This window comes from Paraglaciecola psychrophila 170, assembly GCF_000347635.1.
GTDB lineage: Bacteria > Pseudomonadota > Gammaproteobacteria > Enterobacterales > Alteromonadaceae > Paraglaciecola > Paraglaciecola psychrophila.
The window spans coordinates 3,843,958-3,866,328 of record NC_020514.1; the positions used below are offsets into that span (position 1 = coordinate 3,843,958).

The following is a 22,371-nucleotide window of genomic DNA, read 5'->3' on the forward strand; positions in this document are numbered from 1 at the left end:
TAATGCATAACTTATCCCTTAGGTTAAGAAGTTTTGCTGCCGCTGTACTTGCTCTGCTTATTTTTATTCCTCTTACAGCGGTAACCCTAGAGCAAGCTTTCAACGGTAGTTTGAGTCAATCAATGTTGCAGCAGTTAAGGGTTCAAGGTTTAACTTTAATTTCTGAATTTGAATTAGATAGCACGGGTAGCCAAGCCCAGATGCCTGAGCAGCTATACAATGACCAATTCAATATTCCTGGCTCTGGTTTGTACGCTTTTATTCAATCTCATGACGGCGTGCTATGGCAGTCACTCTCTACACTCAATTGGCAGCAACAACCTAAATTTGTGGCACCAGACATAGGCGCTGAAGTCTTTATTGAAGATTTCTCAATGCAAAATAATTATTTTTTATATGCCTATACCGCTGAATTTGAATCATCTGAAGGTTACCAACCAGTCAGCTTTTATATCCTACAAGACAAACAGGTGTTTAATACTGAGAAGAGCAAATTTGCTAATACCCTATGGAATTGGTTAGGGCTAATTGCACTGTTGTTGTTGATTTTATTATTGTTCAGCCTTAACGCGGCTTTGTTGCCCATAAGTAGGCTAAATAAACAAATACGCCAGGCTGAAAGTGGCCAACTCAAACGTATCGATCAACGCTATCCACCCGAACTGGAAAAGCTCAAAAATAGCATTAACAATTTATTAGATACCGAAAAACTCCAGCGTAGTCGCTACAAAAATAGCCTAAGCGACTTGGCCCATAGTCTTAAAACGCCATTAGCCGTGTTAGCTGGAACAGCAGGCTTACCAGAGCAAGCTAAAGAGCCTATCAGTCAAATTAATCTACAAATACAGAGACAGTTGAAACGCGCCGTAGCAGGAACCACAAGTACATTTGAACAAGCTGTAGCCATCGAACCAGTAGTAGATAAATTATTTAATGCTATGCACAAAGTCTATGCAGACAAAAATTTAACACTTACCCATGTTATTCAACAGCGTGAATTAGGATTTAACGGCGACATCACCGACTTGATGGAAATATTAGGTAATGTGATAGACAACGCTTGTAAAGCGGCGATTAAGCAAGTCACAGTGACAGCGTTAGCTAACGTAAATGAATTACTGATCCATATCGAAGACGACGGCCCTGGCATACCCAAAGACAAGCGCGAACAGTTATTAGAAAGAGGCACCCGCTTAGACAGTTATAAAGAAGGCCAAGGCATAGGTATGGCTGTGGTGGCAGACTTAGTATCAGCTTACCAAGGACAACTCGAAATCAAACAGAGTGATTTCGGAGGGGCTAAACTCACTTTGATATTTCCTATTAAAGTGTGAAAATCACTAAAATGTATCTAATTCGTCATATTTATACATGTGCTAAAGTGCTAATCCATTGATATAAAACATATTTTCAACTGGCATGGTATCTGCTTTATTTATAAAAATAATAATGACTACACTTTAGGGAAGCAACATGACCGTAATACTCGAAGACAGACCGATTGAAAACGTACGTGAAGAAGTTATCGATACACTGATTTATAATTACAGTCATGGTGTGATTTCTAGTGAAGCTTTTGAACGTAGATTAGATCAAGCGATGGCAAGTCAAAACCATCAGGAAATATTCAACTTAGCTGCCGACCTAGACAAAACCACAGACTCAGAATTCAATTCGCAAAAAGAGCGAAAATTCAACGTCAACTATGCAGCCAGTGACAACGACGAAACCGAGACCATAGTCAATATTCTTGGAGGTTCATGTCGCAGCGGTCAGTGGACAGTGCCGCGAGAAATAAGAATAATTACCTTATTCGGAGGTGCTGATATTGATTTTAGCGACGCTATATTTACCACCCCCAACGTCACCATAAAAATATTATGTTTATTTGGCGGTACCGATATCTCCGTACCTGAAGACATCAATATTGTTTCAAAAGCTTTTTGTATCTTAGGTGGCATTGATAATTCAGCACCCTCGATTGCCTCGAGACAAGCTCCTACCCTCACAATTGAAGGATTAGTGATGTTTGGTGGGTTGGACATCAAAATAAAACGTACGATTAAAGAAAAATTCATTGCCTTCGCCAATCAGATGAAAACTATATTTAACAACCGTGTTTAACAACCGTGTTTAACATTTAGCCTAAGAGTGTCTTAGGGTAACTAAGATAAGTTGCGACAAAGTCACTGGGAATTAACAATACATTGATTAATGTTTATCATAAAGCTATACAAATTAGCTTTATGACGTTTGTTACATTATTAGTTTTAACGGATACTGTGCATCAAAAGTGTCAATAATTTTATCTTTGATCCCAACGCACGTTATATTTTAATACATTAAAATCAGGAATACCCACATTCTGGCCCTAGAGTCTTGTACAATTAAACAACTGAAGCGCATAGGTAGCTCATTTTGAAGCACTATATTATTAGGATTACTCAGTCCATTAAGCGCCAGAACTCTGCGGTAAAAAACAAGGCGCTTATTCCGCTAAAGCGCGGTTTAATGACTGTAAAGCGAGGACTAGCGCAAGAATCTAGAGAGACGAAGATTATGCTGATCACCTATCAGCGATTCACTAGAGGCCAAGCAAGCAAACTTGAAATGGAGGAAGCGAATAAACAGTTTGTTGATGTTATTCGTGGTCTAGGATTAGGCGTACTCGCTATTTTACCTTTTTCGCCCATCACTTTACCGTTTGTAGTCAAGTTGGGAGAAAAAATAGGAGTCAACGTATTGCCCAGCGCATTCATGTTAGGTTTGAAGGAAGATGAAATTATAGACATTCAACAAGAAATTGAAGTAATAGTTGAGTCTGACATTGTGGCCCACCCTAATGACGATAACCTATAACCACTCTGACTTAACAACAGCACTAAAATTGACGCAAGTAATGCTTTCAATAAACCTCATTCTTTTTTGTCAAAATTTTTTACACTTTCCATTGTTAAATATAACTGATTGTAAAAAAGAGATTAAATAAATATGGAGCAGGTTTTGCCTGAAAAATTGCTTTAACAACATCGTCAATCACAAACCGCCCCTGAAAGTGAAATTAGTCAAATCAACCTGAATCAAAGAATGGCGACTAATAAACATCTTTAAAATTGGACTCATTATCTAACTAGTCAGGCAGCCAAATATTAACGATCACCACTGAGTCCTTTTCCTATCTTAGCTTTAAGCTACTGTTCTTTACTCTCAGCCAAAGCCTCACCCTCATGAACCACAGGTTCATCACTATCACTGGCTAACAATAACGCGACCCAACGAGTATCTGGACTAGATTCCAAAGCTATTTTAACAATCATAGTAAGAGGTACTGATAACAACATACCTACCGTGCCTAACAACCACCCCCAAAAAATTAAAGATAAAAAAACCACTAAAGTAGATAGACCTAAACCTCGCCCCATATAACGTGGCTCGATAACATTACCCATCACCATATTCGACACCACAAAGCCCAATGCGGTAAAACCTGCAGTAGCAGGTCCCAATTGTACAAAAGCTAATAACACAGCGGGTACAGCGGCAATGATAGAGCCGATGTTGGGTATGTAGTTAAATAAAAAAGCTAAAACTGCCCAAAGTAAAAAGTGATCAACACCCAGTACATACAACCAGACGCCAATAATAAGTCCAGTGCCTAAACTAACCAGGGTTTTAATCGCCAAGTAGTTTTTCACTGACAGTAAAAATTTATCAATTTGTTGTATTTTCATGTTGGGATCATCAAGAGCGATATGAATTTTTTTGGGTACTGATTCCGCCTCAAACAACATAAACACCACGATCAGCAATATCAGTAAAAAGTTTGTCAGCACGCCGCCTAAACTCGATAACAAGTTAGTTGCCATGTTCATTGCAGCACCGGGGTCCAGATAAGAAATCAAGGCTTCTTTGTTAACAATAATATTGACTTTATCTAACTGACCGATCACCCAAGCAAACTCTTCGACCAATTGTTCTCTATATTTGGGTACGTTTTGACTAAACTCATTCATCGATTGACCCACTAATGCAGCCAAAATCAATCCAAATACCACTATAATCAGTATTACCAGTACAACCGCTATGGCTCTGGGCAACTTATATTGGTTTGCCCAAGTAATGATAGGGCTGCAAGCCATAGCAATAAACACTGACAGTAAAAAAGGTACTACTATCGCACTAGCCGCTTTAACGCCGGCCAATATAATCACTATTGATGCCATTATTAACAATGTCTTGACGGATCTTTGAGATTTAATTTGCATATGAGGTTTCTGAACGAATATCTTGAGAGCAAACTATCAGATCCATATGCTATTTTATAGCGCATAATAAAAATGTAGCTTGAATTGGAACTTCAAACGTAAAAAGAATTCTTCAAAATGTTCTCAATCACGGCAAAATCAGTGAAGTTTGCTCATGTAGATAAGCTACTTTTAATCCCGAGTGAGAGTGTTTTGAAGAAATCCCTTTGGACTGGGGCATCTATTCGGTTACCTTGGCTGCTGATATATTGCTTAGAATAGCTAAACTTAAGCATGAGCACCTTGGTATACAAATAAATGACCTCAGTCGAGGATACTTATGAAAGCCCAACAGACCCTAGGACAAGTATGAAGTTAAACCCAGCCACTATCAGGATTAAAAACTTACGCCTGCGTACTTTTATTGGCATTAACGAGGACGAAATTGTCAATATGCAGGATGTCGTCATCAACGTTAAGATACAATACCGCGCTGACCAGGCAACAGATTCAGATGAGATGGACGATGCCCTGAATTACAAAACTATTACTAAAAGAATTATTAAATTGGTTGAAAACAATCGATTTTTTTTACTTGAAAAACTTACCGCTGATGTACTTGCTATTGCAGCAGAACACCCGAGGGTTAACTATGCTGAAGCAGAAGTGGATAAACCTCACGCCCTGCGGTTCGCAGATTCCGTATCTTTATGTTTATCATGCAGTAAACCTTAATTGCATTCTGAGGACGTTATGAAAATACTTATTACCGGTGGTTCAGGCTTAATTGGTTCAAACCTTATCCCTATTTTACGTCCTTGCGACGTGTCGGTTTATACTCGAAATGTAGCCATGGCTGAACAAATACTTGGTCATAACATTCACTTTTTATCCACACTCGCACATCTTAGCAACCTAGACGATTATGACGTAGTGATCAATCTAGCCGGTGAACCCATTGCAGACAAAAAATGGACTGATGAACAAAAAAGTAAAATTGAACAAAGCCGATGGTCAATCACAGAAGACATAGTGGCACTTATCAACGCAGGAGAAAATCCACCTAAGCTATTAATAAGTGGTTCAGCAATAGGATTTTATGGTCGTCAAGGTGAGCAAATCATTGATGAAAATTTTTCAACACCTCACGATGAATTCAGCCATCAACTTTGCGATCGCTGGGAGTTTCTAGCCAGACAAGCAGAATCGGATAAAACCCGAGTATGTATTGTCCGTACGGGCGTAGTTATCACCAAAAGAGGTGGTGCATTACAAAAAATGCTATTGCCATTTAAACTAGGTTTAGGTGGACCAATTGGTGACGGTAGTCAATATATGTCTTGGATACACCTTGAAGACATGCTGCAAGGCATGGCACATTTAATAAAAAATGAAAGTTGTGAAGGTGTTTATAATTTTACTGCACCTAATCCTGTTACCAATCTAGAATTTAGTCGTGAACTTGCCTCATCCCTTTCGCGACCTTGTATATTTAAAGTGCCTGAATTTGTGTTAAGAATGATGATGGGAGAAATGGCTGATTTAGTGATATATGGTCAAAGAGTCGTGCCTAAACGCTTACAAGAAAGTGGCTATGAATTTAAATACCCTAAAATATCCCAAGCTTTTGACAGTTTACGTAAAAATTAATGGCCTATATTTAAGCAAGTAGTCAATTAAAACCAGCAGGGTGTCACCTCAAAAGGTTTGCCTGCTGGTTTCTGGAGTTAGACCATCTGACGCAACAGTTGGCTAGTATTGAGTGACAACAGTCGCCAGCAGCCTAAAGCGCCAAGGACACCCACCACCAGCGCACCCGCTACCGGAGCAATAATCCAATACTCTAAATGCAAACTAGCAGGCATTTGAAATATTTGAGTCTGTAACATATATAAACTGAACTCATTCGCCGCCGCGGCCATAATACCCGCTACGGACCCAATGATGATAAATTCAAAGACTACACTGGCTCTAATTAATCGACCTTTGGCACCAAGGGTGCGCAAAATAGCTAATTCTTGTTGACGTTCATCCATACTAGCCTGTACTTGGGCAATCAACACCAATGCGCCTGCAGCTAAGACCAAGATCAATATAAACTCAACAGCCATCGAAACTTGGTCCACGATATTCCGCAGTTGATTAATGCGTGCATCCACATCAATCAAAGTGACGTTAGCATAAGGCTGCATCAATTTAGTGATATCAGCTTTACGCTCAGTGGGTAAATTAAAACTAGAAATATAGGTAGGAATAAAGTTTTGTAGCGCACGTGGCTCAATCACAAAGAAGAAATTTGGCTGCATAGATTGCCAGTTTACATCTCTGATACTGGTCACTTTAAGATCCACAATTTCGCTACCAATATTAAAGGTCAGCTTATCACCTAAGCCCAGTTGCATCCGCTCTGATATGCCTTTTTCAATAGACACTTCATATGGCCTTTGAGATGCGGTATCACTATCATTTAGCTCACCAAACCATTGACCTTCAACCACTTCACTGCCCTTTTGCAGCGTCGTACTCCAAGTTAAATTAGCTTCTCTGCCCAAACCATCACGGCCATTGCTTAGTTCGTCTGGATCTTCTTTGGATACCGCAGTGCGCACCTTTTCATCGTTAACGGAAACAAATCGGCCGCGAACAACAGGGTAAAACTTATCAACCTCAACTTGATTAGTGACAAAATGTTGTTGCAACTTAGGTTGCTGTACTTGGCTAATATTCACTAAGAAATAATTAGGAGTACCTTGAGGTAACTGGCTTTGCCATTGCTGTACCATGTCGTTACGCATCACCAAGACAATCAACAGCAGCATGATCGTCACAGCAAAACTTATTAACTGCACACTGTTATCCATTGCTCGGCGATGAATTCTAGCCCAAGCCAACTGCCAAGCACCCATTTTACCTTGGCCGAATTTACGCCCCATCCAAATCAATCCGTAGGTCACACCCAACAAACTGACGACCAAAATAATACCTGAAATGAACAGGATAGCGCTGACCTTAATATTTTGGCTATATGCCCACATCAACAAAAATATAGCACCGCCGGAAGCCACAAACTGGATCAATCTAGAACTTAGATTAGCACCTAAGTCACGGCGTAATACCCGCAGTGGCGATACCGAAAATAGTTTCATCAGAGGGTATAAAGAAAACAATACCGCACATACCGTACCGGTAAAAACAGCAATAATAAGCGGGCGCCAATGCCATACATCTATCGACACATCCACTTTTCCAGCAATAGCCGCAACCACCAGTTGTTGAATAAGAAAGCCCAATACCACACCAATGGTGATACCCAATGCGGTAATAAACAAAATCTGCAATAAATAAATTTGTTGCACCATTTTTTTGGGTGCACCTAAGGTTTTCATGATCGCGACGGGGTCATAATGGCGCAGACTGTAACGCTGGGCTGCAACAGCAATAGAAACAGCAGCTAACACAATGGCCAACAGGCTCGCTAATAAAAAGTATTGCCCTGCCCTGCCTACCGCTCTGCCGATACCAGACTCATCATCTTCGATGGATTCCCAGTCATGGATTTCGCTGTCGAGTTGTGGTTCAAGCCAATCGTAATAATCATCTAAATCACCGCTATCACCGGTAAAGAAATAGCTGTAATCAATTCTACTGCCCGGGCCTTCAACCTTAGTTGCGGCTAAATCTACTTTTGAGATCAATACTTTTGGATCACCACCAAATACACTAAAACCAGCGTCAGGCACTTCAGTCAACACTTTACTGACCTTAAATATTTTGTCACCTACTTCAATGCTGTCGCCTACTTTAATCGCTAGGGTTTGGAATAATTGAGATTCAATCCAAGCCTCTCCTGATGCTGGCAATCGGTCTATCGCCACACCATGCACAAAGGGTTCATCAGCTACTTTGACTGAACCTTTCAGGGGATAACCTATGTCTGCAGCTCTTAAATCTACTAAGTCCATTTGATCGTTAGCAAAAACCATTGAGCGAGCATACGTTTGATGAGCCGTGTTTAACCCCATCTCTTTGGCTTTTTCAATCCAAGCCATATCTACAGGTTTATTTGACTCAAGCACTCTATCTGCAGCAATAAATTCTGCACTTTTTTCTGTTAAAGCATATTTTAGTCGTTCACTAAATAATGACAGAGATAACACCGACGCAACCGATAAGATTATCGCCAGTAATATAATGGTTAACTCGCCACGTTTTGTCTCATGACGAAACAGCCGCCAAGCTAAACTCAAAGTATGATTGGTCATAGCACTAACCCACCTGTAGAGCAGCTTGCTCAACAGCTGTGCTTGAGAAAACCTCTGTTAACTCACCCGCTTGCATGTGTAATTGACGCTGACATCTACCTGCCAACACCGGGTCGTGAGTCACTAATACCAGAGTAGTATTAGAATTTTGATTTAACTCAAACAATAACTTTTCAATTTTGTCGCTGTTGGCTGCATCCAAATTACCTGTGGGTTCATCTGCGAATAAGATTTTAGGTTCAGAAATAAACGCTCGCGCTATCGCGACACGTTGTTGTTCACCGCCAGATAACTGATTTGGATAGTGACTTGCTCTATGATCGAGCCCCACCAGTTGTAGAATGTCCAAGGCTCTTTTTTTCGCATCATCGTGGCCAGCTATCTCGGCTGGTAACATAATATTTTCTAATGCCGTTAAACTTTGAACCAACATAAAACTTTGAAAAATAAAGCCCACTTTAGCCCCTCTTAATTGGGCTCGCTGTTCCTCATCCATGTTTTGCATGGCTTGACCATCTATAAATATTTCTCCCTCACTCACCTCATCGAGTCCCGCCAACAAGCTAAGCAAAGTGGATTTACCTGAGCCTGACGCGCCAACTATTGCAATCGACTCACCCGCCTTGACTTCAAAGCTAATTGGCTTGAGGATCTGTAATTGACCTTGCGTCGTAGTAACTGTTTTACTAATACCGTTTGTCTTAATCATAGTTGTTGGAGTCATAGTGCTGTTTCTTAATATCAATTCGTTACGAAATAAAATATATATATTATTGATCCTTATACCCTTATTACTGATTTCAGATCAGTTACAGGCTAAAGAAACCAAATTGCTTATCTTAGGTGATAGCCTAAGTGCTGCCTATGGTTTAAAGCAAGAGCAAGGCTGGGTAAGTTTGTTACAAGATGCGTGGCAAGACAAAGATATTATTATTATTAATGCTGCGATTAGCGGAGAAACTACAGACGGCGCCCTAGCTAGATTACCAAGATTGTTAAAACAACATAGTCCAACACATATTTTTGTTGAACTTGGTGGCAACGATGGTTTGCAAGGCCACCCTGTGAGTAAAATGCGCAACAATTTAGAGGAAATCATTCAATTATCGCAAGCAAGTCAGGTTAAAGTCATATTACAACAAATGCAAATACCGACTAATTATGGTAAAAGATACACCCAAATGTTTACCGGCAGTTACGCACAACTAGCTGAGCAATATGCTCTAACAATGCTTCCTTTCTTTTTAGAAAACATTGCTTTAGATAAAAATTTGATGCAACGAGATGGCATTCACCCAACTGCTGAAGCACAAATTATCATAGCCAAAGATATGCAAAAAAGACTAGGCGATATATTTTCCCCTAGCAGAATAAAAAACAACCAACTAGAATAGATGCTATCCTTGGTTAGGAAATCATCCTGTTTAAAATAGGAGTACAGTGTGGAAATAAGTTCATCAGGTGCTGGTTCACTCGCACAGATTGCACCCACTCAAACAGGCTCTCTACAGCAGGTCAAGGTTGCTGAACAACAAGCCACATTAGAAACGCCAGCAGTGCAAGAAAGTCAGTCGCCATCTCCGGCGCAAGACCAGCGAGTAGGCTCTTTGGTTGATGTTAGTGTTTAAAAACACAAATTAAAAAAACCGAGTTAATTAACTCGGTTTTTTATTGTCTATAAATCGAATTGTTCTAGCTTTATCTAAGGGCGAACATACTGCATTGGTTTATTGGTTTGTAATGTTAAGTAACGGTCTCTCAGTTTACTCTGCCTTGACTGCATATCGACTTTTTCACCTGCTATCAATACCACCTCCGCTGCCTCAGTAACCTCAAGCGGATCACCAGACCAAATAACTACATCCGCTAACTTCCCGGCTTCGAGGCTACCCAGCTTATCATCGATACCATAAAGCTTAGCCACGTTAATAGTTAAAGCAGCCAGGCCTTGATCCCAACTTAGTCCATTGGCCACCGCGTTACCCGCGTGTTGCCTTGCCAGACGAATATTATGGGTTTCTATTCCAATACTCACTTTGACACCGGCAGCGGATAATCTACCTGCATTTTTAAGGGTTGAACCTAACTGGTCAAACCCAAAAGGCAGGTTTGCTTCGGGATCAAGGATCACTGGGATATCATTATCTGCCAACACTTTAGCCACTCGCCAACCTTCAGTTGCATACGTAATAACAATATTCAATTGGGGTTGACGTTGTTTTAAAGCAATAACCTGACGAATATCGGCCGCTCTGCGGGCATCAATTAGAAGTGGCATTTCACCTTTAACCAAAGGTATTAATGCCGCAATATCCGCCCTACTCAATTCACCATGCCATTCATCAATAGGTGTCAACGGTTTACCAATCGCAAACTTAGCTTCAGCAAGGGCTTTTTCTAGACTAACCCAAAGTACACTTCGAGAGCCTCCCATTGTGTCGGCACCACTATTACCTACTCTAGTGCTGATAAATGCCTTTGCTTGGATAACTGGATCGCTGACGTTGCCTAAAGAAATCATCGCACCTTGACCGTTAAACAGTTGCCCAGTTCGCCCCATTGAGCTAGCGGCAGACGTTACCCCTTCAATCCGTGCAATCGCCATTAATGACGAATCCGAGTTGATAGCATAAGACACATCGAATGCTGCGCCAGTCTTAGAAATACTGGTCAAACTAGAATTACTGTCATTGGTACCTGCAGAAAAGCCCACGTCAACTAACCCTAGCGACGTACTTGCGCCAATTAAACCGGGCGTCACAACTTTTCCTTTAGCGTCAATAATCTCGTATCCCGCTAATGCAGGCTCACCTTGCATCACTTTTTGGATCTTGCCATCTTTTATTAACACAGTGGCATTATCAATAGTGCCTTGCGACGACATGGTATGCACCTTCGCCCCCACAATAGCGATGCTCTTCGCAGCAACGACTTGAGTCAACAACATACTGCCAAGCAATGAATACTTAATTAATTTGTTCATTTGCTGTCTCCTTCACCGGGTTGTCCTAGCTCAAAATCACTGACAGGCCATGATGCGGGAACGTTGCGGTCATAGATTAATGCTCCGTCTAAATAAACGTGTTCTGCTTGAGCATAAGTCGAAAACGGATCAGCGCTCCAAATCACCACATCAGCATTTTTGCCCTTTTCCAAAGAGCCCGTTTGCTCAAATATACCCAACGATTTCGCAGGGTTAGCGGATAACCATTGCCATGCGTCAGCTTGGCTAATGTCGATACCTGCACGGCGACCGTTGGCCCACGCTTTGGCTGCTTCTTGGTTTAATCGTTGAATACCCAAATCACTATCAGAATGTACTATCGCGCAGGCATTGGCTGCATGAACCATCGGTATATTTTCTTGAATTCCATCATAAGCTTCTAACTTAAAGCCCCACCAATCAGCCCACATTGCCGAACACACACCAGCTTCTGCTAGTTGGTCAGCTATTTTGTATGACTCAACCGCATGATGAAACGCTGCAATTTTGTAATTAAACTCTTTCATTACATCCAGCATAGTGCCCATATCATCAGCCCGATAACAATGCATATGCACTAAAATTTCGCCTTTTAATGCTAAGGCTAAAGTTTCCAGTTTTAGGTCACGTTTAGGGACTTTAGCGTCTTTTTTACCTGCTTCATGATCAGCATAATATTTATCCCAGCTGCGCTGATAGTTTTGTGCATCGGCCCAAGCTTGTCTGTAACCAGCCACATTACCCATACGTGTAGAAGGTCCACCTTTTTGACCATATACTCTTTTAGGGTTTTCACCGCAGGCCATTTTCATACCGTAAGGCGCATTAGGAAATTTCATATCTTGCACGGTTGCACTAGGCAAGTTTTTGACGGTTACGCCTCGCCCGCCAACTAAATTCGCAGAGCCTGGTAAAATTTGCATCACAGTGACGCCACCCGCTAAGGCTCGTTGAAAGCCAGCATCTTGAGGCCAAATAGAATGTTCAGCCCACACCTCCGCTGTTACAGGGTTGGTTGCCTCGTTACCATCAGAATGTGCGGTACCACCGGGAGCAGGATATACCCCTAAATGGCTATGCACATCAATAATACCAGGGGTAACCCATTTACCTTTAGCATCAACAATCACACCATCATCCGGCACAGACAAATCGTTACCTATGGCAACAATCTTGCCATCTTGTAACAACACCGAACTGTCATTAAAAACACCACCGATGCCATCTAAAACCGTGGCATGAGTAATTAAAACACTTTTGCTGACAATAGGTTTGTAGGTACTTGGAAAAGGGTTTTGATTGATTTGAAATGCAGGCCCTTTGGCCTTATCTTCGCCTGATTCAGAACACCCCACCAAAGCAAAAAAGCTTGTAACAGCAGCTAATTTAAACAGCTGTCGCTTGTTGTCTAAAATTTTCATGTTTTTCCCTGAGTTTCTATCGTTATTGTGGGTATACGCAGCAATCTTTGTTGCTCATGCATTATCCTATAACAATAATAGGATTTTACTAGGATTGAATATGCTGCAAAATTTCGTCCGCACTTTTCAGTCTTCGGATACTCATAAACAAATCCTCAGCTTGTGGGTATTGACGACTCAAGTAACCCAACCATTGTTTCACCCGGTTAGGATAATATTTGCCTTTATCCCCAAATAATTCATAACCAGAATATTGTACCAATAATGCCTTTACTTGCTCCCATGGCATATGTTGCTGGGTGTTTTTTATCACCTGAGCCAAATTAGGCATCGCCAAAGCACCGCGGCCCAACATGATATTTTCACAAGCAGATTGCTGTTGGCAATTTACCGCGTCTTGCGCGTTCCAAATCTCACCATTAGCGACGATCGGAATATTCACATGTTGTTTTATTTTCGCAATCCAGTCCCAATAGGCAGGCGGTTTATAACCATCGACTTTGGTTCGGGCATGAATAACTAATGAGGTAGCCCCTGCATCAGCAATGGCCTGTGCATTGGCTATCGCCAAAGAAGTATCATCAAACCCCAAACGCATTTTGGCACTCACGGTGTGGTCTTTAGGCACGGCTTGGCGCACGGCACTGACTATTTTGTAAATAGTTTCAGGCTCGCGAAGTAGTATTGCACCACCTTTGCTCTTGTTAACTGTTTTAGCCGGACAACCAAAGTTAAGATCAACTCCATGGGATCCCAACTCGATGGCTCGATAAGCATTTTCTGCCAACCAATCTGCGTGTTGACCTAACAACTGGACTTTGACAGGCACACCGTTAGGTGTAAAACCTTGATTATTTAATTCAGGGCATATCCTATAAAACACATGTTTAGGCATGAGCTGTTCTACAATCCTAACAAACTCGGTCACGCACAGGTCAAATCCGCCCACTTGGGTCAACATGTCCCGCATTAGGTGATCAACGACCCCTTCCATCGGGGCTAAAGTAATATGCATTAGCGCGACTCGTTTTGTGATTTTTGCTGCCTACGAGTGCCACATGCCAGCACAATATCAAGCTGCTGTTTTGAGCTCGCGGTGCTCCAAATTAATATTTCATCTAACATTCTAAAACATCCCAAACACATATCTTGGTCATCAAGACAGCAATTTTGGACACAAGGAGATTCGACGGTTGATGGTGTATTGGTCATGACTTATTCATTCAAAATAGATTACGCGTATTCTATCAATAAGCTTGAAGGAAGACCAAAGTTTGCTATGAATCAAAATCGACAAACACATTTATATGTTACGCAATTGTAAATACTTACAGACTAGTGGTTGGACCAATAGGCTGTTGCGCCATACTCTACAAAGTTTATTAAAAAAACTATCTTGAAGTTCTACTATGTTGCAATACAAAGCGCCAGTCATGATATGCAAGTATGTGGTGGCCATGGTTATATTAAAGAATGGGGTATGGAGCAGATTTATCGTGACGTGCGTATTGCGACTATGTTCGAAGGTACAACCGGCATTCAGACATTAGATTTATTGGGTCATAAAATATTACTCACCCGTAGTAAATCTTTAAAAGCTTTCAGTAAAGATGTACTCGTTTTCAGCAAAGACAAAAGCATGACTTCTGGTAACCCCCATAACGTCAAATGAATAAATTTATCTGGGCATTAAGCAAAAGTGTGGCGAACTGGCAACAATACTCAATACGTTTAGCCTTAAAAGCTAAAAAGGACAGAGACATAAAAGGCTCATCCTCAGTAGATTATTTAATGTACTCAGGATATATAATGGGTTATTTCTGGGCACAAATGGCTCAAACAGCCTATGTAAAGTGGCTGGAGAGTTTAAAAATCAAGACTTTTATCGTCCTAGAATTAAAACTGCTGAATTTTATTTTAAAAGTTTATTATCTTGAACAAAGTCTTTGGCTAAAACCGTGATGGCCGATCCAAAAACCTTAATGTAACTAGACCAAGACTTGTTGTCTTTTTTTTAGGTAAGTGTTCGTTGAGGTAATGAGTATTAAACATATAAGAAATTCAGTACCCTATTATTTTCTTAATCCTATGAAGTAAAATTGCAATTATACTTCACCGTAGAAGGCTTACAAAAATGATGGTTCATATTGAAAAAGCATCATGTAAAGCATTACCGATAATTTATCTTAACCAAACCACATCGACATTATGTGTTTCGGGTTTAATTACCTGACTTATGGTTGCAGAAAACTATAATATTCACAAAAACCATTCAGTATATTCGTCGTAACAACTGATGATAGAATGTGACTCATTAATCGACTTATGACACTCTCACCACTGCTGTCAATAAAACCTGAAAGCAACATCAATAAATAAGCGAGTAACAAAACAGATAACATCACTAATGCGGTTTAAGTTTGCTCCCAAACACTAAATATGGTTTTTTGTTAGTAGTACTGCGGCTAATATTGGTCCAAGACTTGCCATTTATCTATCCATTATAGAATGATCGCCATGTGGCCTATACACGAGATGTCAGTACTATAAAATGAATGTGTACATCAAGTCTGGTGATTTATTAACTCGCTATTTAGCGGGGAATAGGGATAGGCTTATTCATATAAAACCCTTTAACGTAGACGCCGCATAATACTTGGCAATCAATTCGGTCCCTAAAAATAAAATTGCGCCTATAGATAAATTTTTCTGTATTGTTAAATATTTTAGAGGCTTAACAACGTGGGTAATGCGATAAAATTAAGGCATAATTGTGTGATTCGGTCGAGGCAATGTAATCGACAAGAAGAAGAGGATATCAGTGAATAAAATTAGGCTCACCCAAGACGAAAATCTTTCCATAAAGGTCAGTTACCAGTTATTGCCTAGTGACCAGCAGCGCCTCGATTTATATTTCTCCTTACCGGATGAAATGGGTATAAGCCCTAAAACCTTAGCAGAAGAGCATTATTTTCATAATAGTATACAAAGCCATAGCGCTTATTACTCAGACCAACTGCATTTACCTTTAGTACGAAGTCGCTTTATCAGCCAACAAAAAGGTGAGCAAAGTGATTACCGCTTAAACCTTAATCTGTTTTCCTATCAAATTCGCATTGCCTTGGATACCGATATAAAACAAACCATTAAGCTTAAAGAGTGCGAGGATTTTTACCCGCAAGCTATATTGTTAGCAGAACAGATTTCTGGACTACTAAAAAAGCTAAGAAGATACGCGCCGCCTGACCGAAAACTACGTGCCTATTTTGAAAATGCAGACAACTATCTCAGTTGGCAAGTAGAACAATCATTTTTAAAACTGCTATCTAGAGCCCCAAAAAGCAGTGACTTTACCAGTGAGAGAAACTTCTTGTTAGCGCTGTGTCGAAGTGAAAATGAATACCGCGAAGAGAACCAATATAACTCACAAGTCACCTTAGGTGACCCTAATCGCATCACCAATAAAATGCGCTTGCTGCAACGATTAATAGAGTATGGAGTGGTATTTCAAAAAGAAGTGAAAAACCTCAATACCAGTTTAAACCGCATTGTACGTGGCACAGTCACAGCCGTTATTATGACTTTTGTTATGGTGCTAGTGTTAAATGCGCGAACTAACTTTACTGAAGTGACAATTGCATTAGTCGGTATGTTAGGCGTTATTTATGGTTTAAGAGAAATATTTAAGGAAGATATTACGCGGATCATTTGGCGCAGAATTCAAAAAGGATTGCCAAAATGGAAAGTCATTTATAGTCAAAGTGTCAATAAAAGCCGTGTGGCGAGTCAAACTATTTGGCTTGAGTACATTCGTAACAAAGATTTACCCGAACAAGTAGATAAATTATTTCAAACCCGGCGACAACAAAATAAACAAGCTGCACAATTACTGCATTTTCGCAGTGACACTAAAGTTAATGCAAAAGGTTTTTTACCCGGCTACGATGAAATTCAGCAACGTATTTATTTTAATTTAACTCCCTTCATTCGTTTCTTAAAAAAGGGGAAGGCCGTTTATACGCACTTGATGGTAGTAAAATAACAAAACAAGCTGTTGAGCGGCGATATCAAATCAACGTGGTTTTAATGCATACTGATAAGCAGCAGCAACAACATAAGCAGCGCTTTAAAATCACCCTGAACCGCTCTAACATCATTAACATCGAAGCAATACAGTCAGATAACACTGATTGATAAAGAACGCGTCTTTGTTCTGCTTAATAATAATGGGAAAGTCGGACGAAGTGTATGTCGTTTGAGAAAAGGCATGATGCCACCACACGGGATAACGCATGCGCTACCATCAGAATGACATAGCTATACATTAGCCAATAAAAAAGCCGCTTAATGAATTAAGCGGCTTCGTCATATGGCGTCCCCAAGGGGATTCGAACCCCTGTTACCGCCGTGAAAGGGCGGTGTCCTAGGCCTCTAGACGATGGGGACAAAAACTTCGTTATCGAAACAGATTTCGATAAGTTTTTGTAAAGTAAGATAAACTCGCAAATTGCAGACTTAACTTTTAACACATTACAAAAACGAAACTTCTATCAAACTACTTACTAACTGGCCTAGGCGGTAGTTAATAATCCTTGTTTTAATACTTAAACCACATCCTGCGGCTTAATCAATATGGCGTCCCCAAGGGGATTCGAACCCCTGTTACCGCCGTGAAAGGGCGGTGTCCTAGGCCTCTAGACGATGGGGACAAAAACTTTTTTTACCGAAACAAATCTCGATAACGCTCTTGTAAACTAAAAATGAACCGTAAATTTCACGGGACAACTTTATACGTTACAAAAACAAAATTCTTATCTTGTCTTATCTTTCATCTACTGGCCTAGGCGGTAGTAGACAATCCTTGATATGGTGGAGCCAGGCGGGATCGAACCGCCGACCTCTTGCGTGCCACGCAAGCGCTCTCCCAGCTGAGCTATGGCCCCAAACCTATTAACATAAGTTTACGCTTTAACCCAACTAGTAGGTGTCGTTCCTTGACAGCGGGGCGCAGTTTAGGCATCTGCCCTTTTCATGTCAACGCTTTTTTTAGGTATTTTCTCTGTTTGCTATATATTCCAGCGCTTTGTTTATACGTTGTTCAATTTGAGCCGGTTTAAGTAAATTTAATGTTAAATCTAATGCCGGTGAATTACCAGCGCCGGTTACTGCAACTCGTAATGGCATGCCCACTTTCCCCATACCCACGTCTAACTCTTCAGCAGTTTGATTAATCGCGTTATGAATAGACTCAGTATTCCACTGTGTCAAAGCTGATAATTTACTTTGCACCAGCAGCAAAGCTTCTTTAGCGACAGGTCGTAAATGCTTTTTAGCCGCTTTTTCATCAAGGGCTTCATATTCTTGATAAAAATAACCACTAATTTGAGCAAGTTCTTTTAAGGTTTTAACCCTATCAGCCTGCACAGTAATCACATCTTCTAGTGCTGGGCCTTGATTAATATCAATACCTTGTTGAGCAAAATGCCATCTAGCATGTTCAGCCACTTCTTTGGCAGGCAGTGTTTTAATATAATGTTGATTTAACCAAATAAGTTTATCTGTATTAAACGCAGAGGCAGACTGACCTATTGCATCTAAAGAAAATAACTCAATCATTTCTTCTACTGAGAATATTTCTTGATCACCATGTGACCAACCAAGGCGCACCAAATAATTTAGTAATGCTTGTGGTAGATAACCTTCATCTCTAAATTCCATCACACCGACCGCATTGGTGCGTTTTGATAATTTTTTACCGTCGTCACCTAAAATCATAGATACGTGGGCATACTCTGGAATAGGTGCACCTAAGGCCTGTAATATATTAATTTGACGGGGAGTGTTGTTTATATGATCTTCACCGCGAACTACATGGCTAATGCCCATATCCCAATCATCTACCACCACGCAAAAATTATAGGTCGGCGCCCCGTCACTGCGACGAATAATTAAGTCATCTAATTCGCTGTTAGCGATCTCGATATCACCACGGATATAATCTTTAATTATCACACTACCTTCTTGGGGCGTTTTAAAACGAATCGCAAAGGGCTTGTCTTGAGGATGATCAGTGCGCTCACGCCATGTACCCGGATAACGAGGCTTTTCGCCTTTAGCCATTTGTTCTTCACGAATGGCATCCAATTCAGCAGATGGCATAAAGCACTTATAAGCTTTACCTTCGGCTAACAGTTGGTCGATAAATTGGTTATAGCGGTCAAAACGCTGAGTCTGATAAAACGGTCCTTCATCCCAATCTAAACCTAACCACTGCATACCTTCAAGGATTGCGTCGATAGCGGCTTGGGTGGAACGTTCAATATCAGTATCTTCGATACGTAACACAAATTTTCCGCCTTTACTTTTGGCGTATAACCAAGAGTAAAGTGCAGTACGTGCACCACCAACGTGAAGATAACCTGTGGGACTTGGAGCGAAACGGGTAACTGTTGTCATGTGAAAAAAGCCTGAACTAAGAATTAATGTCATTTTACCAGTCAATTAAGGGAATTTATATCAGCAAAAAGTCATTTAGAATAAAGATTGAGGGAAAACTGTAGCTGTTTTTAACCAATATATTGGGGTTCACTTCGAAAATCGAACGCTTTTTATCCATTAGAACAATAATTTTCATTTAGATGTTGACAGTGAATAACTCATACCTATAATAGCGCTCCTCTTACCGGCCAAGGCTAGTAAGAAATATAAATTGGTCGCTTAGCTCAGTTGGGAGAGCATCGCCCTTACAAGGCGAGGGTCACTGGTTCAAGCCCAGTAGCGACCACCACTTTAAAAAAGCCCGTAAAATATTACTTTTACAGGTCTTTTTTTTTGCTAGGAAAAAAATAGTTTTCTTAGCAACTTTTAAGGTAATACCCCTCCCCTACTTTACTTGAAATTCAACACCCCTTTTTTAATACCTTGTTTGAGTTAATTAATTTCTCTATTTTCTGTGTTTAAGACTTATTATTGTAGCTTCAAATACGATAACCTTTAGGCATTATGTATATATTGGTTACCAATGAATTCACAACTGGCTAAACATACCAAAGTACTCATCGTAGATGATCAAGCCTTAGCTAAGGGATATATGAAATATTCCTTAGAGGAGCTAGGATTTAGCGACATTACTTATGTGGATAAAATCAACCTTGCTCTAACCACATTACGAAATCAGCGATTTGATTTAATCATTTGTTCTTACAACTTAAAACACGAACAAGATGGTTATTATTTTTATGATGAAATGAAAGCTAATGGAGAGCTGCCTTTAAGCACCGCTTTTGTATTTATTAGTGCCGATACTAACTCAGATCTAGTACAGAGTATTATTGAATTACAACCTGACGATTTTTTAGCTAAGCCTTTTACAGTTAAAGAGTTAGATCGAAGATTAAGCCGAGTATTGGCCCGCAAAAAAGCCTTAAATGATGTATATTTGTGTATCGATAAACAGCAATTTATTCGGGCTTTATCAGAGGTAGAGTTGTTTCTAGGTAACCCTAAACATTCAGAGTTTTTCCCGTTAGCATTAAAAATAAAAGGTGAGATGCTTACGGCATGCGGCAATTTTCAACAGGCCAAAGACTTCTATTTAGCTATATTAAAAGTGCAAATCTTCACATGGGCGCAATTAGGATTAGTAAATAGTTATCTGCATCTCAATGAAGACGAGTTAGCAGAAAAACTGGTATTACGTTTAGCCTTCAAACCAGACTCGCAGCTTGCCGCATACGACCTGCTAACCGCTTTACAGATCAAACAAAATGACTTTGACACCGCACTGGAGTGCGTGATGATGGCCACCGAAATTTCTCCTCGGAGTATCCGTCGACATAAGACAGCCCTAGATCTATCGCGTATTACTCATGATTATGAAACCCAATTCGAAGCAGCGAAAAAAATTGTTCGTTTTGCCAAAAACTCGATTCATGATAACCCTGAAAATTATTTAAACGTTGCCAGAGCAGGAATCGACTATGCCATGACAACAGAGGCATCTGATACCGATAGATTAATCAAACAAGCAAAGGAATATGTTAGGCAGCTTAAACAGGCGTTTCCTAAAGCCGATGTGCAAGAGCAAATGAAAGTTGTCAATGCCAGGATAATGTATCTCGAAGATGAAAAAGATAATGCTTTAGGCTTACTTAATAAGCTTGACGAAGACAGTTGGGACAACGAAGGCGTAGACGCATTGTTAGACAAAGCCAAAATATTTCATGATGTAGGCTTACATGAACGCTCACAGGCTGTATTACAACAAATAGAAGAACGTTGTAAGGACGATCCTAATCAAAGTCAAATATTTTTACATTACATTAATCAAGAAAAAGAAGAGAAGTCTGCGATTAAATTTAGTTCGAAGGACTTAAACAACACGGCAGTTGAGTATTTTCAAAAAGGAGAGATTGACAATGCCATGGAGGTCTTCACACAAGCATTTACCATAATGCCCAAAAACACTTCCATTGCCCTTAATCTGATGCAGGTAATTTCATCCCAGGCGGCAACATTAGGTGCAGTAAACCTATCTGACCCTATACTCAAAAAGTGTATTAAAACGATTGAAAATACTAAATTAAATGATGTGCAACAAGAAAGATATCACAAAATCCGCACTATTTTAGATGCTTTGGAGTGAGCCTATTCACTAGACATAAAGCGTTTACAAACCACCTGCAATATCGACGAAGCTCCCCGTCACAAATGAAGATTTTTCTGATGCTAACCAGTATATCGCCTCGGCAACTTCTGCAGGTTGACCGCCTCTTTGCATCGGTATTTTTGATTTAAGTCTCTCGATACGGCTTGGTTCGCCACCCGAAGTATGAATATCAGTATGAATAAGGCCTGGCCTCACGGCATTCACTCGAATAGCTTCATTTGCCACTTCCAGCGCTAAACCTTTGGTCAAACTATTAATTGCGCCCTTGGAAGCAGCATAATCTATATATTCGTTAGGAGAGCCACTTTTAGCCGCACCAGATGAAACGTTGATTATCGCTCCACCCTTGCCTCCATACTTACTGGAAATACGTTTAACGGCTTGTTTTGAACACAAAAAACAACTCATCACATTGGTGGTCAGCACTTGACTAAATCGTTGTTCATCGATTTCATCAAGACGACATTGTTTTTTTAAAATCCCCACGTTATTAACCAGTACAGACAAGCAGCCTAACTCTTGGTCAACGGTATCGAATAGACGTTGTACTTCACAAGCTTTGGAAACATCGGCTTTCACCGTGATACATTTAACATTGAATTGAAGAATTTCATTTTTTAACGGCTTAGCAGCAATTTCATCAGTTAAGAAGTTAATACACACGGCATAACCTTTTTGTGCAAAAAGTTTAGCTGTGGCTGCTCCAATTCCCCTACTTGCACCGGTAATAATCACTATTTTGTTAGTTGGCATATCATTCTCTATCGATATTTCAATGGTTTCAAAAATAGTC

General features: G+C 40.3%; 19 protein-coding genes, 4 tRNA genes and 1 pseudogene. 12 read left to right on the forward strand and 12 right to left on the reverse strand.

Annotated elements, in window-relative coordinates; translation table 11 throughout:
- Window positions 1-2: 2 nt before the first annotated feature.
- From C427_RS16850 to C427_RS16860, 3 genes are all read left to right on the forward strand, one after another.
- On the forward strand, window positions 3-1,334 hold the full coding sequence (locus C427_RS16850) for an ATP-binding protein (protein ID WP_007634491.1): 1,332 nt from the start codon (window positions 3-5) through the stop codon (window positions 1,332-1,334).
- Window positions 1,335-1,473: 139 nt separating this feature from the next.
- Window positions 1,474-2,124, forward strand: a complete 651-nt coding sequence (locus C427_RS16855) for a LiaF domain-containing protein (protein ID WP_007634489.1) — start codon at window positions 1,474-1,476, stop codon at window positions 2,122-2,124.
- Window positions 2,125-2,418: 294 nt separating this feature from the next.
- A complete protein-coding gene (locus tag C427_RS16860; RefSeq protein ID WP_226991027.1) occupies window positions 2,419-2,859 on the forward strand; it encodes a hypothetical protein in 441 nt (146 codons plus the stop codon).
- A 332-nt stretch (window positions 2,860-3,191) separates the two neighbouring features.
- Here C427_RS16860 and C427_RS16865 read toward each other — a convergent pair whose 3' ends face one another.
- On the reverse strand, window positions 3,192-4,265 hold the full coding sequence (locus C427_RS16865; protein WP_081588953.1) for an AI-2E family transporter: 1,074 nt from the start codon (window positions 4,263-4,265) through the stop codon (window positions 3,192-3,194).
- Between the two features lie 348 nt (window positions 4,266-4,613).
- Between C427_RS16865 and folX the strand changes: the two genes are divergently transcribed.
- Window positions 4,614-4,979, forward strand: a complete 366-nt coding sequence (gene folX / locus C427_RS16870) for a dihydroneopterin triphosphate 2'-epimerase (RefSeq protein WP_007634482.1) — start codon at window positions 4,614-4,616, stop codon at window positions 4,977-4,979.
- Window positions 4,980-4,997: 18 nt separating this feature from the next.
- Window positions 4,998-5,894, forward strand: coding sequence for a TIGR01777 family oxidoreductase (locus C427_RS16875; protein WP_007634480.1), 897 nt, complete (start codon window positions 4,998-5,000; stop codon window positions 5,892-5,894).
- Between the two features lie 77 nt (window positions 5,895-5,971).
- Here the strand turns inward: C427_RS16875 and C427_RS16880 are convergent, their stop codons facing one another.
- Both C427_RS16880 and C427_RS16885 read right to left on the reverse strand, forming a co-directional pair.
- Window positions 5,972-8,506 carry an ABC transporter permease gene (locus tag C427_RS16880; RefSeq protein ID WP_007634478.1) on the reverse strand — a complete coding sequence of 845 codons (2,535 nt, stop codon included), beginning with the start codon at window positions 8,504-8,506 and terminating at the stop codon, window positions 5,972-5,974.
- A gap of 4 nt (window positions 8,507-8,510) precedes the next feature.
- On the reverse strand, window positions 8,511-9,230 hold the full coding sequence (locus C427_RS16885) for an ABC transporter ATP-binding protein (protein ID WP_007634476.1): 720 nt from the start codon (window positions 9,228-9,230) through the stop codon (window positions 8,511-8,513).
- A gap of 1 nt (window position 9,231) precedes the next feature.
- Here C427_RS16885 and C427_RS16890 point away from each other — a divergent pair, with 1 nt between their 5' ends.
- Window positions 9,232-9,900: an arylesterase gene (locus tag C427_RS16890; protein WP_007634463.1), complete on the forward strand. Its 669-nt coding sequence runs from the start codon at window positions 9,232-9,234 to the stop codon at window positions 9,898-9,900.
- 48 nt (window positions 9,901-9,948) lie between these two features.
- Window positions 9,949-10,134, forward strand: coding sequence for a hypothetical protein (locus tag C427_RS16895; RefSeq protein ID WP_007634461.1), 186 nt, complete (start codon window positions 9,949-9,951; stop codon window positions 10,132-10,134).
- A gap of 74 nt (window positions 10,135-10,208) precedes the next feature.
- Here the strand turns inward: C427_RS16895 and C427_RS16900 are convergent, their stop codons facing one another.
- The 4 genes from C427_RS16900 to C427_RS16915 all read right to left on the reverse strand — a co-directional run bounded on the left by C427_RS16900 (window position 10,209) and on the right by C427_RS16915 (window position 14,122).
- The gene (locus tag C427_RS16900; RefSeq protein ID WP_007634457.1) at window positions 10,209-11,489 is read right to left on the reverse strand and encodes an amidohydrolase family protein; all 1,281 of its coding nucleotides are present in this window, start codon (window positions 11,487-11,489) and stop codon (window positions 10,209-10,211) included.
- Window positions 11,486-12,910, reverse strand: coding sequence for an amidohydrolase (locus C427_RS16905; RefSeq protein WP_007634455.1), 1,425 nt, complete (start codon window positions 12,908-12,910; stop codon window positions 11,486-11,488). Before C427_RS16905 ends, C427_RS16900 begins: the two co-directional genes overlap by 4 nt.
- 88 nt (window positions 12,911-12,998) lie before the next feature.
- Window positions 12,999-13,925, reverse strand: coding sequence for a tRNA-dihydrouridine synthase (locus C427_RS16910; protein ID WP_007634453.1), 927 nt, complete (start codon window positions 13,923-13,925; stop codon window positions 12,999-13,001).
- Window positions 13,925-14,122 (reverse strand): DUF1289 domain-containing protein, encoded by a 198-nt coding sequence (locus C427_RS16915; RefSeq protein WP_007634449.1) that lies wholly within the window; start codon window positions 14,120-14,122, stop codon window positions 13,925-13,927. The genes C427_RS16910 and C427_RS16915 overlap by 1 nt, the downstream gene beginning before the upstream one ends.
- A 184-nt stretch (window positions 14,123-14,306) precedes the next feature.
- Here C427_RS16915 and C427_RS27705 point away from each other — a divergent pair, with 184 nt between their 5' ends.
- The 3 genes and pseudogenes from C427_RS27705 to C427_RS16930 all read left to right on the forward strand — a co-directional run bounded on the left by C427_RS27705 (window position 14,307) and on the right by C427_RS16930 (window position 17,104).
- Window positions 14,307-14,582, forward strand: a complete 276-nt coding sequence (locus C427_RS27705; RefSeq protein WP_226991026.1) for an acyl-CoA dehydrogenase family protein — start codon at window positions 14,307-14,309, stop codon at window positions 14,580-14,582.
- A gap of 29 nt (window positions 14,583-14,611) precedes the next feature.
- Window positions 14,612-14,872 (forward strand): hypothetical protein, encoded by a 261-nt coding sequence (locus tag C427_RS27710; RefSeq protein WP_236613704.1) that lies wholly within the window; start codon window positions 14,612-14,614, stop codon window positions 14,870-14,872.
- An 859-nt stretch (window positions 14,873-15,731) separates the two neighbouring features.
- Window positions 15,732-17,104: pseudogene (locus C427_RS16930) on the forward strand (hypothetical protein).
- Window positions 17,105-17,280: 176 nt separating this feature from the next.
- On the opposite strand, the gene C427_RS16935 reads toward C427_RS16930, so the two are convergent.
- The 4 genes from C427_RS16935 to gltX all read right to left on the reverse strand — a co-directional run bounded on the left by C427_RS16935 (window position 17,281) and on the right by gltX (window position 19,366).
- Window positions 17,281-17,356 (reverse strand) — tRNA-Glu (locus C427_RS16935).
- 187 nt (window positions 17,357-17,543) lie between these two features.
- Window positions 17,544-17,619, reverse strand: a tRNA-Glu gene (locus tag C427_RS16940).
- A 158-nt stretch (window positions 17,620-17,777) separates the two neighbouring features.
- Window positions 17,778-17,853: transfer RNA gene (locus tag C427_RS16945), tRNA-Ala, on the reverse strand.
- Between the two features lie 103 nt (window positions 17,854-17,956).
- Window positions 17,957-19,366 (reverse strand): glutamate--tRNA ligase, encoded by a 1,410-nt coding sequence (gene gltX, locus C427_RS16950; RefSeq protein WP_007634446.1) that lies wholly within the window; start codon window positions 19,364-19,366, stop codon window positions 17,957-17,959.
- A gap of 255 nt (window positions 19,367-19,621) precedes the next feature.
- Here gltX and C427_RS16955 point away from each other — a divergent pair.
- A tRNA-Val gene (locus C427_RS16955) sits at window positions 19,622-19,697 on the forward strand.
- A gap of 234 nt (window positions 19,698-19,931) precedes the next feature.
- Entirely contained in the window at window positions 19,932-21,554 is a 1,623-nt protein-coding gene (locus tag C427_RS16960; protein ID WP_007634441.1) for a response regulator, read from the forward strand.
- A gap of 24 nt (window positions 21,555-21,578) precedes the next feature.
- Here the strand turns inward: C427_RS16960 and C427_RS16965 are convergent, their stop codons facing one another.
- Window positions 21,579-22,331, reverse strand: a complete 753-nt coding sequence (locus tag C427_RS16965) for an SDR family oxidoreductase (RefSeq protein ID WP_015431104.1) — start codon at window positions 22,329-22,331, stop codon at window positions 21,579-21,581.
- Between the last annotated feature and the right edge of the window lie 40 nt (window positions 22,332-22,371).

What these genes read in the sequence shown, in the direction of transcription:
- C427_RS16905 (WP_007634455.1), bottom strand. Translation starts at nt 12,910, where the DNA reads ATGAAAATTTTAGACAACAAGCGACAGCTGTTTAAATTAGCTGCTGTT.
- C427_RS16880 (WP_007634478.1), bottom strand. Translation starts at nt 8,506, where the DNA reads ATGACCAATCATACTTTGAGTTTAGCTTGGCGGCTGTTTCGTCATGAG.
- gltX (WP_007634446.1), bottom strand. Translation starts at nt 19,366, where the DNA reads ATGACAACAGTTACCCGTTTCGCTCCAAGTCCCACAGGTTATCTTCAC.
- C427_RS16885 (WP_007634476.1), bottom strand. Translation starts at nt 9,230, where the DNA reads ATGACTCCAACAACTATGATTAAGACAAACGGTATTAGTAAAACAGTT.
- C427_RS16910 (WP_007634453.1), bottom strand. Translation starts at nt 13,925, where the DNA reads ATGCATATTACTTTAGCCCCGATGGAAGGGGTCGTTGATCACCTAATG.
- C427_RS16915 (WP_007634449.1), bottom strand. Translation starts at nt 14,122, where the DNA reads ATGACCAATACACCATCAACCGTCGAATCTCCTTGTGTCCAAAATTGC.
- C427_RS16965 (WP_015431104.1), bottom strand. Translation starts at nt 22,331, where the DNA reads ATGCCAACTAACAAAATAGTGATTATTACCGGTGCAAGTAGGGGAATT.
- C427_RS16900 (WP_007634457.1), bottom strand. Translation starts at nt 11,489, where the DNA reads ATGAACAAATTAATTAAGTATTCATTGCTTGGCAGTATGTTGTTGACT.
- folX (WP_007634482.1), top strand. Translation starts at nt 4,614, where the DNA reads ATGAAGTTAAACCCAGCCACTATCAGGATTAAAAACTTACGCCTGCGT.
- C427_RS16865 (WP_081588953.1), bottom strand. Translation starts at nt 4,265, where the DNA reads ATGCAAATTAAATCTCAAAGATCCGTCAAGACATTGTTAATAATGGCA.
- C427_RS16960 (WP_007634441.1), top strand. Translation starts at nt 19,932, where the DNA reads ATGAATTCACAACTGGCTAAACATACCAAAGTACTCATCGTAGATGAT.
- C427_RS16850 (WP_007634491.1), top strand. Translation starts at nt 3, where the DNA reads ATGCATAACTTATCCCTTAGGTTAAGAAGTTTTGCTGCCGCTGTACTT.
- C427_RS16855 (WP_007634489.1), top strand. Translation starts at nt 1,474, where the DNA reads ATGACCGTAATACTCGAAGACAGACCGATTGAAAACGTACGTGAAGAA.
- C427_RS16875 (WP_007634480.1), top strand. Translation starts at nt 4,998, where the DNA reads ATGAAAATACTTATTACCGGTGGTTCAGGCTTAATTGGTTCAAACCTT.